Raw genomic sequence first — 14146 nt, 5'->3', positions numbered from 1 at the left:
GCGAGGCCGATCTCGTCCTGCCCGCGACCGATCCAATCGAACTTTCGGTGTTTTGAGCGATGACGATCCAGTTTTCCAATGACATGGCCGAAGTAGTGGCGACCCGCCGCTACCTGCATCAATATCCGGAGCTTGGCCTCTCGGAATTCAACACGTCCGATTTCGTCGCCAGGCAGCTTGCCGACCTCGGATACGAGGTCACCCGGGGCCTCGGCCAGACCGGCGTGGTCGCCACTCTGAAGAACGGCACCAGCAGCCGCTCGATCGGCATCCGGGCCGATATGGACGCGCTGCCGATCGAGGAGGAAACCGGCGCGGAATACGCCAGCAGGAACAAAGGGCTGATGCATGCCTGCGGCCATGACGGCCACACCGCCATGCTGCTGGGCGCCGCCAGGATCCTGGCCCGGAGGAAAAATTTCGACGGCACGATCCACCTGATCTTCCAGCCGGCGGAGGAGAATTTCGGTGGCGCCAAGCTGATGATCGAGGACGGCCTCTTCAAGCGCTTCCCGTGCAGCGCCGTCTTCGGCCTGCACAACGACCCCGGCCTGCCCTTCGGTCAGATCGGCGTCAAGGAAGGTCCGATGATGGCCGCCGTCGACGAATGCCGCATCACGGTCAACGGCCGCGGCGGCCATGGCGCCGAACCGCAGGATACGTCCGACCCGATCGTCTGCGGCGCGAGCATCATCATGGCGCTGCAGACCATCGCCTCGCGCAACATCCACCCGCTCGACCAGATGGTCATCACCGTCGGCGCCTTCCATGCCGGCATGGCGAGCAACGTCATTCCCGAACGCGCCGAAATGCTGCTCACCATCCGCTCCTTCGACCCGAACGTCCGCAACGAGCTGGAGCGGCGTATCCGGATGGTCGCCGAGGGCCAGGCGGCGAGCTATGGCATGAGCGTCACGCTCGACTACAAGCGGGGTTACGAGGCGACCATCAATCACAAGGCCGAGACGGATTTCGTCCGCGATCTCGCCCGCCGCGTCGTCGGCGAGGACAAGGTCATCGACCTGCCCCGCCCGTCGATGGGCGCCGAGGACTTTGCCTACATGCTGGCGGAGCGGCCGGGCACCTATTTCCTGCTCGGCACCAAACGCACCGACAACGACCCGCCGCTGCACCACCCCCGTTTCGACTTCAACGACGACGCGCTGCCGATCGGAACGAGCTTCTGGGTGGAGCTCGCCGAAGCGTTTCTCCCGACACGATAGGTCCTCAAAGAAAAACACCTCCCGGGCGGCGAAGCGCGGGAGGTGCCTTCGGTCTTGGGAGGACCAAGCCCGAACCGGAAAAGACGAAGCCTGAAGGCCTCAGGGGAAAAGGCCCAGCGTCACGGCGCCGACGAAGATGAAGGCTGCCGTTACCAGGGCCGCATTGGCTGCCCATTGCCATTTGCCCGCGGCACCGCGGGCTGGGAAAGACCGTGTCTGATGCTCGATGTGACGCATGGATATCTCCCGGGTTCTGCCTTCGCCCTTTTCGAGCGTTGGCCTTATGCTAGCTTATCTCTACCAAGCCGATAGAGATAATGTTCCAAGCACCTGCCCGTTCCGTAGAAAATCCTTTTTTCTTAATGACCCATCGCCGCGATTAACGGTTTATTATGCTCAGGCGCCTTGTGAGCGCCTCAAGCGCCAAAACGGTCCAGCGCCAGGCGGAAGATATCCGGGTCGATATTGCCGCCCGAGCAGACGGCAATCACAGTCTCGCCGAGCGTTTCGCCATGGAAAAGTGCGGCCGCCAATGCCACCGCGCCGCCGGGTTCGACGACGATCTTCAGCCGGCTGAAGGCGAGCGCCACCGCCTGCAACGCTTCTTCGTCGGTCACCACGAGACCCGCGCCGCAGAGCTTCGACATGATCGGGAAGGTGATGTTGCCGGGCTGCGGCGTGACGATCGCATCGCAGAGCGAACCGCCCTGCGTCGCATTGCGCTCGATCTTTCCCGACGCCAGCGAACGCGTCACGTCGTCGAAGCCCTGCGGCTCGCAAGGGTGCACGACAAGACCGGGCGCCCTGGCGTTCAGGGCGAGCGCGACGCCGGAAATGAAGCCGCCGCCACCCGTCGGCACCAGCACGTCGGCCTTCTCGATGCCCTCTTCGCTCGCCTGTTCGGCGATTTCGAGCCCGGTCGTGCCTTGGCCGGCGATCACCAGCGGTTCGTCGAACGGCTTGATCAGCGTCAGCCCCCGCTCCCCGGATAGCCGCGCGCCGATCGCATCGCGATCCTCCTTGAGGCGGTCGTAAAGCACGACCTCGGCGCCATAGGCGCGGGTGTTCTCGATCTTGATGCGCGGCGCATCGGACGGCATGATGATCACGCTCGGAATGCCATGCATCTTCGCCGCCAGCGCCACGCCTTGCGCGTGGTTGCCCGAGGAAAAAGCGATCACGCCCTTGGCCCGGACCTCGGGCGACAGCGCCGAGATTGCCGACCAGGCACCGCGAAACTTGAAGGAACCCGTATGCTGCAGGCATTCCGGCTTCACGAAGAGGCGCCGCCCGGCGATGTCGTCGAGGAAAGGCGAGGACAGAAGCGGGGTGCGCCGTACGTGGCCGGCAAGACGGTCACGGGCGGCTTCGATCATGGCGATATCGGTCATGCGGGGGGATCCATTCGGAAATGACGAGGCGGCGAGGCCGCAAGCCTATCGACGCTTTCCGCTCCGGTAAAGGCCGGGAGAGGACAGGCTCAGCCGGCTTCCGCCTTCTCAGGGATCGGCATCGAGCCGAGCTTCACCACAGCCTTGATCGGCAGATGGTCGGAAGCGAGCCGTGCAAGCGGGCTGTCATGGGTTTCCACGGCGTCGATCAGCCCGGGACGGTTCGCCATGATGCGGTCGAGCGCGAGCACAGGCAGCCGCGACGGAAAACTCGGCACCGCCGCCGGCAGACCGAAAACGGTCGCGAGCGTGTTCAGCGAAGACCGGTCGCCGAGCCGCCATTCGTTGAGATCGCCCATCAGCACGGTCGGCTGCTCGTCGCGCGACCGCAGAATGTCGAGGATCATCCGCGCCTGCTGCTGCCGCGAGCGGTTGAGCAGGCCGAGATGGGCGGCGATGATGCGAAAGGCGCTGCCGTCCTTGAGTTCCAGTTCGGTGATCAAGGCGCCTCGCGGTTCGAGCCCCGGCAGCTTGACCTGATGGACGTCCCGCACCAGGCCTTCGCGGAAAAAGACCACGTTGCCGTGCCAGCCATGCGCCCTGGCGACACCGGACACGGGCACCGGGAAAAGTCCCGTCTCCCTTTCCATCCAGGCAAGGTCGAGCAGACCGCGCCGCTCTCCGAAGCGGGTGTCGGCCTCCTGCAGCGCGATGACATCGGCGCCGATCTCGCGGATCACGTGGCTGGTGCGGCCGGGATCGAACTTGCCGTCGATGCCGACGCATTTGTGCACGTTGTAGGAGGCGATCAGCATCCCGTCGCCACGTTCGCGCCCCTCATGCGTTCCGGCGCCGCGGTTCCTTCGAGCCCGGATCGAAGCGAGAATGCTTTTCGGAAGATTTGGGCGTTTTTCCCGCATGGTTCTTTTGACTATTCGCCGATCGACAAAATTATAGGGCAGCGCATCCGTCTATCCACAAACTAGAGATAGGGCGAGCCCAGCCAAAGCACGCGCTCGATGAGGCGCACCAGAAAGGGCCTTGCCATCAACCCCTCGAGCGTCACTTCGGTTGCGGAGGAAATGGCCAGATCTATTCTCCGTTCCAGAGCTTCCGCGAATGGGCAATCCAGAACCTCGAGATCCACCTCGAAATTCAGCCGCAGCGAACGCGGGTCGAGATTGGAGGAACCGACATAGGCCCAGCGCCCGTCGATCACCAGAAGCTTGGAATGGTTGAACGGACCGGACGCCCGCCAGATGCGGCAGTAGTTCTTCAGCATCTGGTCGAACTGCGCCGTCATCGCCCCATCGACCAGCACCAGGTTGTTGGCGGTCGGCACGACGATGTCGACCTCCACTCCGCGCCGGGCGGCGGTGACGAGTGCCGTGATCAGTTCGCGGTCCGGCAGGAAGTAGGGGGAGACGATGCGGATAGACGACCGGGCCACGGAAAACGCGCCCATCAGCATCTTGTGGTTGGTCTCGACGCTGCGGTCGGGGCCGGAAGAAACGGCGCGAATGATGACCGGCGATCCGGGCTCCGTCTCCGGCGCCTGCAGCGCCCAGGCCTCGCCGTCCAGCGCCTCGTCGGCCGCGTATCGCCAGTCGGCAGCGGCAATTGCAAACAGGTCGGCGATGACGGGGCCTGTTACCTTGAAGTGGGTATCGAACGAACATTTGCTGCCGCTGATCTCGCTCGAAAATCCTTCCCGGATATTCATGCCGCCGGTGAAGGCGACGCGGCCGTCGATGACCAGGATCTTCCGGTGGGTGCGCAGGTTCGCGTAAGGCAGGCGCAGGCCCATGATGACGTTGCCGTTGAAGACATCGACCGTGACGCCGCCGTCCCTGAGCATCCCCAGTACGCTCGGCACCGAATACCGGGCGCCGACCGCATCGATCAGCACGCGCACTTCGACACCGCGCTTGACCGCCGCGATCAGCGCATCCGCAAACCGGATGCCGATCCGGTCCCGATCGAAGATATAGGTTTCAAGGATGATGCTGCGCTTGGCTTTTCCGATCGCCTTCAGCATCGCGCCATAGGCCTCGTCGCCGGTATCGAGCGCCACGATCGTATTGCCGGTCGTCAGCCGATGCCGCGTCACCCGGTCGCCGAGCGTCTTCATTGCCCGGAAGCGATGCCCGAATTCCTCGATGATCAGATCGTTGGTCGCATCGTAGGACACGACATGCGCACGGATTTCTCCCTGCAGCAGCGCCCGCCGGTCGCTGATGACGGCGCGGCGGATGCGGTTTACCCCCGCCACGAGGTAAAGCAGCGCGCCGATGATCGGCGACAGAACGATGACGCCCACCCAGCCGATCGCGGAGCGGACCTCTTCCTTGGTCATGGCCGCGTGGATCGCAGCGGCAGCCCCCATCAGGACCGACAAAACGAAGAGGATATGCGGCCAATAGGGTTCGATGAGATCCAGCATGGCGAGCAATATAGGCGCGCGCTCGCCGTTCGCAATCGGGAGCCGCACCAATAGGTTAGCGCGGCTCCGGAAGTGGTCAGGCCGCGAGCTGCCTGCCGAAGGCTTCCAGCGACGCTTCGAACGTGTCGAAGATCGTATCGACCTGCTGCTCGTTGATGATCATCGGTGGGCAGAGCGCCAGCGAGTCGCCGATCGCCCGCGAGATCAGGCCCTTTTCGAGCATGATCGCCAGCAGCTTGGGACCGAGCTGGCCGGCCGCGAAACCGTCGCGCGGCTTGAGCTCCAGAGCGCCGATCAGCCCGACTCCGCGCGCTTCGATCGCCAGCGGATGGCTTTCCAGCGCCTTCAGCCGGCTCTGGAACTTCGGCGCCAGCGCCCGCACGTTACCGACGAGGTCGCGTTCTTCGATGATCGCCAGGTTTTCCAGCGCCACCGCTGCGGCGACCGGATGACCGGCAGCGGTCACGCCATGGCCGAACGTGCCGATCTTCGCCGATTCATCGGCAAGCGGGCCGTAGACGTTGTCGTTGATCAGCAGCGCCGAGATCGGCTGGTAGGACGACGAAATCTGCTTCGACAGCGTCATGATATCCGGCTGCAGCGAATAGGTCGTGGTGCCGAACATCTCGCCGGTACGCCCGAAACCGCAGATCACCTCGTCGGCGATCAGCAGGATGTCGTATTTCCTGAGCACCTTCTGGATAGCATCCCAATAACCGGCAGGCGGCACGATGACGCCGCCCGCCCCCATGACCGGCTCGCCGATGAAGGCGGCAACCGTTTCCGGGCCTTCCTTGAGGATCAGATCCTCGAGATCCCTGGCGCAGCGCTCGACAAACGCCGCCTCCGTCTCGTTTTCCTGTTTGAAGGCGCGGTAGTGCGGGCAGGTCGTGTGGAAGATGCCGGCCAGCGGCAGGTCGAAGGAGCGGTGGTTGTTCGGCAGGCCGGTCAGGCTGGCGCTGGCGATCGTCACGCCGTGATAGCCCTTGATGCGCGAAATGATCTTCTTCTTTTCCGGCTTGCCGAGCGCGTTCGAACGGTACCAGACCATCTTGATGGCGGTGTCGTTGGCCTCGGAACCGGAATTGGTGAAATAGGCCTTCGACATCGGCACCGGGGCCATCTGGATCAGCTTCTCGGCGAGATCGATCGAGGGGCCGTGGCTGCGCAGGGTAAAGGTATGGTAGTAGGGGAGCTTCGCCATCTGCTTCGCGGCGGCCTCGACGAGCCGGCTCTCGCCGAACCCGACGCCGACGCTCCAGAGCCCGGCCATGCCTTCGATATATTTGTTGCCGTTCACGTCATAGACATAGATGCCCTCGCCGCGATCGATCACCAGCGAACCGTCGCGCTCCAGCGCGCGCGCATTGGTGTAGGAGTGGAGCTGGTAAGCCTTGTCCCGGGCTTCGATGGAATTGGGCTGGATAGTCACGAAGGGATCTCCTGTAAGACACGCAACGGCCTATGAATTCCATAGGCGGAAACGGCGATATTGGACACCCCAAAACGCCGTTTTCATCGGCATCAACCGTTCAAAATAGTTGACGCGTCGATCAGTTTATTTGGTCATTTCAGCGTCATCGCCGCCACCGGAGGTTCGGCGCCGTCAGGAATGGGGCTCTTGTAGTCCTGCCCCCTGCGCCGCTTCTTGAGATCGGCCCAGGCCGCCTCGCGCAGCTGATCGCTTGTCATCGCCGCAAGCCCGGTCGCGGCCATCGCCTTGGCGGCGGAAACCATGCCCTTGTGGGCGAGCGGGCTCTTGCCCTGCGCCACCACCTGCCAGGTGTGAAGCTGGGTGCCGACGGCAAGCGTCGCGCCATAGGCCTGCACGGTCGGCACCACCCAGCTCACGTCGCCGACATCGGTCGAACCGCCCATCTGGCGGTTTTCGGTGTGCGGCGGCAGGATGAAGTCGGCAAGCGGGACGTCCCGCTGTTCCAGCCGCTCCTGGTTCCAGCTCGCCGCGATGTCTTCCGGCGTCAGCGTGGCGCGGATCTTTTCCGCAAAAGCGATGTCGGCCGCGTCGAAGGGCGGCGGACCCATGCTGTCCCAGACATCCTGCATTGCGTCCATCAGCGGCGTGTTGACGACAAGATTGGAGACGCCCGCCAGGATCGTGCTTTCGACCTTGGTCTCGGTCATCAGCGCAGCCCCTTCGGCAACCTTCTTGACCCGTTCGATCAGGGCAAAAAGTCCAGGCAGGTCGGCGGAGCGGACGACATAGCGCACCTTGGCATGCGCCTGCACCACGTTCGGCGAGATGCCGCCCGTATCCAGGACCGCATAGTGGATCCGGCTCTCGGACGGCATGTGCTCCCGCATGTAATTGACACCGACGCTCATCAGCTCGACGGCATCGAGCGCGCTGCGGCCAAGTTCCGGCACCGCCGAGGCGTGGGCGGCGCGGCCCGTGAAGGTGAAGTCGATGCGGCAATTGGCAAGCGAAGTCTCCCGCTGCACGCCGGCGAAATTGCTCGGATGCCAGCTGATCGCGATGTCGACATCCTCGAAAGCGCCGGCCCGCACCATGAACGCCTTCGCGGCCCCACCCTCTTCCGCCGGGCAGCCGTAATAGCGCACGCGGCCGGGCGTGCCGGTCTTTTCGAGCCAGTCTTTCAGCGCCGTGGCAGCCAGAAGCGACGCCGAGCCGAGAAGATTGTGGCCGCAGCCATGGCCGTTGGCGCCGGGTGTCATCGGGTCATGCTGGGTGAGGCCGGCCTTCTGGCTGAGGCCCGCCAGCGCATCATATTCGCCGAGGAAGGCGATCACCGGACCGCCCTCGCCCGCCTCGCCGATCAGCGCGGTCGGAATGCCGGCGACGTTTTCGGTGATCCTGAAGCCCTGCGCCTCCAGCATTTCGCGATGGGCGGCGGCGGAAAGCGTCTCCATGTAGCAGGTTTCCGGCGTCTCCCAAACGCGGTCCGCGAGTTCCGTGAAGACCTCTTTCTTGCGGTCGATGAAATCCCAAACGAGGGGGAGGTTGGAGTTGCCTGTCGTCATGAAACCGTTGCCTCGATACATTTATGCTGGTCGGAAGGGCGAACCGTAGCCAATTCTCAGCCGATGGCAATGCGGCATTGCCGCAGAAATCGGCACTGCGGAGAGATTGGGCGAAAAGGACGAGGATGTGACCAGAGCGCGAATGTTACCATCTCGACAACGGGATCATAATCGCTATGCTCGCGCACCACGGCCCGCAGGCAAATCTAAGGCAGGAGCCGAAAACAATAAAAACGCATCGGGATTTTGCCAATTTTGTGGAAAAATTTCTAAGAAATAAAGCGGGCGTGAAATCCGATACGGCGGGAGGCCGGTGATCGGAATCAAACAACAATAGGGACATGCGCGGCTCATCGCCGGAGCGGACCCGCCAGGAGAAACGCATTTTGAAGGCCGGCCGCAGCGAAATATCGCCGGCCAGGAGGTGGACACAGGAATACCAGTCGTTGGGCGCCAAGGCGTTCCATTCCAACTGAAGACATCAACCGGGCACGGCACATAAGCCGGCCACAGGTCATTGGGAGATCCATATGAAATACAAACTCGCCCTTGCCGCAGCGCTGCTGTCGGCAACGTTCTTTGCAAGCACGGCCAGCGCCAAGACCTTCGTATATTGCTCGGAAGGTTCTCCGGAAGGCTTCGATCCCGGCATCTATACCGCCGGCACGACCTTCGACGCTTCGGCGCATCCGATCTACAACCGCCTGCTCGAGTTCAAGCCGGGCACGACCCAGCCGGAAGCAGCCCTTGCCCAGAGCTGGGACATTTCCGCCGACGGCACGGTCTACACCTTCAAGCTGCGCCCGAACGTCAAGTGGCAGACGACCGACTACTTCAAGCCGACCCGCAACCTGAACGCCGACGACGTCGTCTTCTCGATCGGCCGCCAGATCGACGAGAAGAACGCCTGGCACAAGTATATTTCCGGCGCTTCGTGGGAATATGCGGAAGGCATGGGCTTTCCGAAGCTCATCAAGTCGATCGAGAAGGTCGATGACCTGACCGTCAAGGTCACGCTCAACCGTCCGGAAGCACCGTTCCTCGCCAATATCGCGATGCCTTTCGCGTCGATCGTCTCGAAGGAATATGCCGACAGCCTCGACAAGGCCGGCAAGAAGGAACAGCTGAACCAGATGCCGGTCGGCACCGGTCCGTTCACCTTCGTCGGTTACCAGCAGGACGCCGTCATCCGCTACAAGAAGAACGCCGATTTCTGGGGCACCGCTCCGAAGATCGACGACCTCGTCTTCGCGATCACCACCGACGCCGCCGTTCGTTACCAGAAGCTCAAGGCCGGCGAATGCCACCTGATGCCCTATCCGAACGCCGCCGACGTGAAGGCCATGAAGGCTGACCCGAACCTCCAGGTTCTGGAGCAGGAAGGCCTGAACGTCGCCTACCTCGCCTACAACACCACCAAGGCTCCGTTCGACAAGCTGGAAGTCCGCAAGGCGCTGAACAAGGCGATCAACAAGAAGGCGATCGTCGACGCCGTCTTCCAGGGCATGGCGACGCCGGCCGTCAACCCGATCCCGCCGACCATGTGGTCCTACAGCAAGGCCACCCAGGACGACACCTACGACCTCGACGCGGCCAAGAAGATGCTCGCCGACGCAGGCGTCAAGGACCTCTCCATGAAGGTCTGGGCGATGCCGGTTTCGCGTCCCTACATGCTGAACGCCCGCCGCGCGGCCGAAATCATCCAGGACGATTTCGCCAAGATCGGCGTCAAGGTCGAGATCGTTTCCTTCGAATGGGCTGAATACCTGCAGCGTTCGAAGGACAAGAACCGTGACGGCGCCGCCATCATGGGCTGGACCGGCGACAACGGCGATCCGGACAACTTCCTTGACACGCTGCTCGGCTGCGACGCCGTCGGCGGCAACAACCGCGCTCAGTGGTGCAACAAGGAGTTCGACGAACTGGTGAAGAAGGCCAAGGTCGTGTCCGACCAGGGCGAGCGCACCAAGCTCTACGAACAGGCTCAGGCGATCTTCAAGAAGGACGCTCCCTGGGCAACCATCGACCACTCCCTGTCGGTGGTTCCGATGCGCAAGGGCGTGACCGGCTTTACCCAGAGCCCGCTCGGCGACTTCACCTTCGAAGCTGTCGATATCGCCCAGTAATTGCCGCTCCACGACGATTTTGCCGCGGGACGCGTTGCGTTTCCCGCGGCATTTTCTTATGAGACGACAAAATTTGGCGCAGACGCCAAGATTGCCGCATTCATGGCTTGACAAAGCTGCGAACCGGCCACGAACCAAAAACCACTGAAGGTTTCGAATGTTTGGCTTCCTTTTGCGGCGTCTAGCCGTGCTGATCCCGACTTTCATCGGGGTCTCGATCATTGCATTTTCATTTATCCGACTTCTGCCGGGTGATCCGGTCGCACTTCTTTCGGGCGAACGCGTCATGTCGCCGGAGCGCCACGCCCAGATCAGCCACGATCTCGGCTTCGACCGGCCGCTGGCCATCCAGTATTTCGATTATCTCGGCGGCGTGCTGACCGGCGATTTCGGCACCTCGATCGTCTCCAAGAAGCCGATCCTCGACCAGTTCTGGGCGCTCTTTCCGGCCACCGTCGAACTGTCCTTCTGCGCCATCGTCATCGCCATCGCACTCGGCATTCCGGCCGGCGTGATCGCCGCCATCAAGCGCGGCTCGATCTTCGACCAGGGCCTGATGGGCATCGCGCTCGTCGGTTATTCGATGCCGATCTTCTGGTGGGGCCTGCTGCTGATCATCCTCTTCTCCGGCATCCTGCAATGGTTCCCGGTTTCGGGCCGCATCTCGCTGATGTTCTTCTTCCCGCAGGTCACCGGCTTCATGCTGATCGACTCGCTGCTGTCAGGCCAGAAGGGCGCCTTTGCCTCGGCGATCAGCCATCTGGCATTGCCCTCGATCGTGCTGGCGACCATTCCGCTCGCCGTCATCGCCCGCCAGACGCGCTCCGCCATGCTCGAAGTGCTCTCGGAAGATTATGTCCGCACCGCCCGTGCCAAGGGCCTCTCGCCCTTCCGCGTCGTCGGCATCCATGCGCTGCGCAACGCCATGATCCCGGTCATCACCACGATCGGCCTGCAGATTGGCGTCATGCTCGCCGGCGCGATCCTGACCGAGACGATCTTCTCCTGGCCGGGCATCGGCAAGTGGATGGTCGACAGCGTCTTCCGCCGCGACTACGCCGTCATCCAGGGCGGCCTTCTGCTGATCGCGGCGATCATCATGTTCGTCAATCTCATCGTTGATCTGCTCTACGGCCTGATCAATCCCCGTATCCGGCACTAAGAAGGAGAAACTCCCATGGCCGATACCCTTATCGAGAAGGCGCCGGAGCCGGTTTCCAGCTCCGCCATGCGCCGCCAGATGCTGAAAGAGTTCTGGTTCTATTTTTCCGAAAACCGCGGTGCCGTCATCGGCCTGTTCGTTTTCCTGGGCCTCGTCTTCGTCGCCGTGTTCGCGCAGATCATCGCGCCCCACTCGCCGTTCGAACAGTATCGCGACGCCGTTCTGGTTCCGCCGGTCTGGACCGAAGGCGGCCGCGCAGGTTACCTGCTCGGCACCGATCCGGTCGGCCGCGACATTCTCTCGCGGCTCATCTACGGTGCGCAATATTCGCTGTTCATCGGCGTGTTCGTGACAACGCTGTCGCTGACCGGCGGCATCCTCGTCGGCCTGATCGCCGGTTATTACCGCGGCTGGGTCGATACCGTCATCATGCGCCTGATGGACATCATCCTCGCCTTCCCGTCGCTGCTGCTCGCGCTCGTGCTCGTCGCGATCCTCGGGCCCAGCCTCACCAACGGCATGATCGCCATCGCGCTCACCCTGCAGCCACATTTCGTGCGCCTCACCCGCGCCGCCGTGATGGCGGAAAAGACCCGGGACTACGTGACCGCCGCCCGCCTTGCCGGCGCCGGCCCGCTGCGCCTGATGTTCCGCACCATCCTGCCGAACTGCACGCCGCCGCTGATCGTCCAGGCGACGCTCTCCTTCTCGAACGCCATTCTCGATGCGGCCGCCCTCGGCTTCCTCGGCATGGGCGCCCAGCCGCCGGCCCCGGAATGGGGTACGATGCTTGCCGAAGCGCGTGAGTTCATCCTGCGCGCCTGGTGGGTCGTCACCTTCCCGGGCGTCGCCATCCTCGTCACCGTTCTCGCCATCAACCTGATGGGCGACGGCCTGCGCGATGCGCTCGACCCGAAACTGAAGAGGTCCTAGAGAATGGCGCTTCTGCAAATCGACAACCTGACCGTCGAATTCGAAACCGCGACCGGCTGGTTCCGCGCCGTCGACGGCGTCTCCATCTCGGTGGAAAAGGCCGAGGTCCTGGCGATCGTCGGCGAATCCGGCTCCGGCAAATCCGTCGCCATGCTGGCCGTCATGGGACTTCTCCCGTGGACCGCCAAGATCACCGCAGACCGCATGCTCTTCGAAGGCCGCGACATCCAGAACATCAGCCCCGCCGAGCGCCGCAAGCTGATCGGCAAGGATATCGCGATGATCTTCCAGGAGCCGGTCGCCAGCCTCAACCCGTGTTTCACGGTCGGCTTTCAGATCGAGGAAGTGCTGCGCATCCATCTCGGCCTCGACGGCAAGGCCCGCCGCGCCCGCGCCATCGAACTGTTCAAACAGGTGGGCCTGCCCAACCCGGAAGAGCGGCTGAACCATTTTCCGCACCAGATGTCCGGCGGCCAGTGCCAGCGCGTGATGATCGCCATCGCGATCGCCTGCAATCCGAAGCTCTTGATCGCCGACGAGCCGACCACTGCGCTCGACGTGACGATCCAGAAGCAGATCCTCGACCTGATCATGGCGCTGCAGGCCAAAAACGGCATGGGCCTGATCATGATCACCCATGACATGGGCGTCGTCGCCGAGACCGCCGACCGCGTCGTCGTGCAGTACAAGGGCCGCAAGATGGAGGAGGCCGACGTGCTTTCCCTCTTCGAAAACCCGAAGAGCAACTACACCAAGGCGCTTCTGGCGGCACTGCCGGAAAACGCCACCGGCGACCGCCTCACCACCGTTTCCGCCTTCTTCGACGGCAATCCGGAACCGGCGCCCGGAGTAGGCGCATGAGCGAGACGATGACGAATAATACCATGCTCGAAGTGCGCGACATCAAGCGCGATTACGAACTGCCGGGCGGCCTCTTCAAGCCGAAGAAGATCATCCATGCGGTGAAGGGCGTTTCCTTCAAGCTGGAACGCGGCAGGACGCTTGCGATCGTCGGAGAATCCGGTTGCGGCAAGTCCACCCTTGCCCGCATGCTGACCTTCATCGACGAACCGACCGGCGGCGACCTTTTGATCGACGGCAAGAAGGTCGATACCCGCCCGGGCCACCTGACCCAGGACATGCGCCAGAAGGTGCAGATCGTCTTCCAGAACCCCTATGGTTCGCTCAACCCCCGCCAGAAGATCGGCGACGTGCTCGGCGAACCGCTCGCGATCAACACCGACATGTCGGCTGCCGAACGCCGCGACCGCGCCAGCGAAATGCTGACCAAGGTCGGCCTCGGCCCGGAACACTACAACCGCTATCCGCACATGTTCTCCGGCGGCCAGCGCCAGCGCATCGCGATTGCCCGCGCGCTGATGATGAAACCGAAACTGCTGGTCCTCGACGAACCGGTCTCGGCGCTCGACCTTTCGGTGCAGGCCCAGGTGCTGAACCTGCTCGCCGACCTCCAGGACGAATTCGACCTCACCTACGTCTTCATCAGCCACGACCTGTCGGTGGTGCGCTACATCGCCGACGAGGTGATGGTGATGTATTTCGGCGAGGCGGTGGAATACGGCACCCGCGACGAGGTGTTTTCCGACCCGAAGCACGAATATACCCGCACGCTTTTCAAGGCGACGCCCAAGGCGGATATCGAGTCGATCCGTGCTCGTATCGCGAAGAAGAAGGCGGCAGCCTAGAACGTCCTTCGAAGCGACCGCATCATGCTTTCCGGAAGTCCTATTTCGGAGAACTGACGAGTGCGGTCGTCGGGCGGTTTGAGAGAGGTTGTGCCGTGTCACACCCCCCTCTGTCCTGCCGGACATCTCCCCCTCAAGGGGGGAGATCGAAGGAGGTTTGCT

General features: G+C 62.9%; 12 protein-coding genes. 6 read left to right on the top strand and 6 right to left on the bottom strand.

What is annotated here, in order from left to right; genetic code table 11:
* The first annotated feature begins 59 nt into the window (after nucleotides 1–59).
* Nucleotides 60–1223 (top strand): M20 aminoacylase family protein, encoded by a 1164-nt coding sequence (locus tag J2X76_RS22430; protein WP_310219517.1) that lies wholly within the window; start codon nucleotides 60–62, stop codon nucleotides 1221–1223.
* Between the two features lie 99 nt (nucleotides 1224–1322).
* Here J2X76_RS22430 and J2X76_RS22425 read toward each other — a convergent pair whose 3' ends face one another.
* The 6 genes from J2X76_RS22425 to J2X76_RS22400 form a co-directional block, all read right to left on the bottom strand.
* The gene (locus tag J2X76_RS22425) at nucleotides 1323–1460 is read right to left on the bottom strand and encodes a hypothetical protein (RefSeq protein WP_162732154.1); all 138 of its coding nucleotides are present in this window, start codon (nucleotides 1458–1460) and stop codon (nucleotides 1323–1325) included.
* Nucleotides 1461–1639: 179 nt separating this feature from the next.
* Nucleotides 1640–2614: a threonine/serine dehydratase gene (locus J2X76_RS22420; protein ID WP_310219515.1), complete on the bottom strand. Its 975-nt coding sequence runs from the start codon at nucleotides 2612–2614 to the stop codon at nucleotides 1640–1642.
* 89 nt (nucleotides 2615–2703) lie between these two features.
* Nucleotides 2704–3534 (bottom strand): endonuclease/exonuclease/phosphatase family protein, encoded by an 831-nt coding sequence (locus tag J2X76_RS22415; RefSeq protein WP_310219513.1) that lies wholly within the window; start codon nucleotides 3532–3534, stop codon nucleotides 2704–2706.
* Nucleotides 3535–3596: 62 nt separating this feature from the next.
* Entirely contained in the window at nucleotides 3597–5057 is a 1461-nt protein-coding gene (cls, locus tag J2X76_RS22410; RefSeq protein ID WP_113126854.1) for a cardiolipin synthase, read from the bottom strand.
* Nucleotides 5058–5133: 76 nt separating this feature from the next.
* Complete coding sequence (locus J2X76_RS22405; RefSeq protein ID WP_310219512.1) at nucleotides 5134–6489, bottom strand: aspartate aminotransferase family protein; 1356 nt, start codon at nucleotides 6487–6489, stop codon at nucleotides 5134–5136.
* Between the two features lie 134 nt (nucleotides 6490–6623).
* Complete coding sequence (locus J2X76_RS22400) at nucleotides 6624–8057, bottom strand: M20 family metallopeptidase (RefSeq protein WP_113285183.1); 1434 nt, start codon at nucleotides 8055–8057, stop codon at nucleotides 6624–6626.
* A gap of 530 nt (nucleotides 8058–8587) precedes the next feature.
* Between J2X76_RS22400 and J2X76_RS22395 the strand changes: the two genes are divergently transcribed.
* The 5 genes from J2X76_RS22395 (at nucleotide 8588) to J2X76_RS22375 (ending at nucleotide 13984) form a co-directional block, all read left to right on the top strand.
* Complete coding sequence (locus J2X76_RS22395) at nucleotides 8588–10183, top strand: ABC transporter substrate-binding protein (protein WP_310219511.1); 1596 nt, start codon at nucleotides 8588–8590, stop codon at nucleotides 10181–10183.
* A 157-nt stretch (nucleotides 10184–10340) separates the two neighbouring features.
* On the top strand, nucleotides 10341–11345 hold the full coding sequence (locus tag J2X76_RS22390) for an ABC transporter permease subunit (protein WP_113285132.1): 1005 nt from the start codon (nucleotides 10341–10343) through the stop codon (nucleotides 11343–11345).
* 15 nt (nucleotides 11346–11360) lie between these two features.
* Nucleotides 11361–12278 (top strand): ABC transporter permease subunit, encoded by a 918-nt coding sequence (locus J2X76_RS22385; protein WP_310219510.1) that lies wholly within the window; start codon nucleotides 11361–11363, stop codon nucleotides 12276–12278.
* Between the two features lie 3 nt (nucleotides 12279–12281).
* Nucleotides 12282–13139, top strand: a complete 858-nt coding sequence (locus J2X76_RS22380; RefSeq protein WP_310219508.1) for an ABC transporter ATP-binding protein — start codon at nucleotides 12282–12284, stop codon at nucleotides 13137–13139.
* A complete protein-coding gene (locus tag J2X76_RS22375; protein ID WP_310219507.1) occupies nucleotides 13136–13984 on the top strand; it encodes a dipeptide ABC transporter ATP-binding protein in 849 nt (282 codons plus the stop codon). The genes J2X76_RS22380 and J2X76_RS22375 overlap by 4 nt, the downstream gene beginning before the upstream one ends.
* The last annotated feature ends 162 nt before the right edge of the window (nucleotides 13985–14146 follow it).

It is taken from the genome of Neorhizobium sp. 2083 (assembly GCF_031455615.1).
In the GTDB taxonomy this organism is placed as follows: domain Bacteria; phylum Pseudomonadota; class Alphaproteobacteria; order Rhizobiales; family Rhizobiaceae; genus Neorhizobium.
Note: the sequence above shows the minus strand (reverse complement) of the source record. Positions and strands in the feature narration are given on the sequence as shown.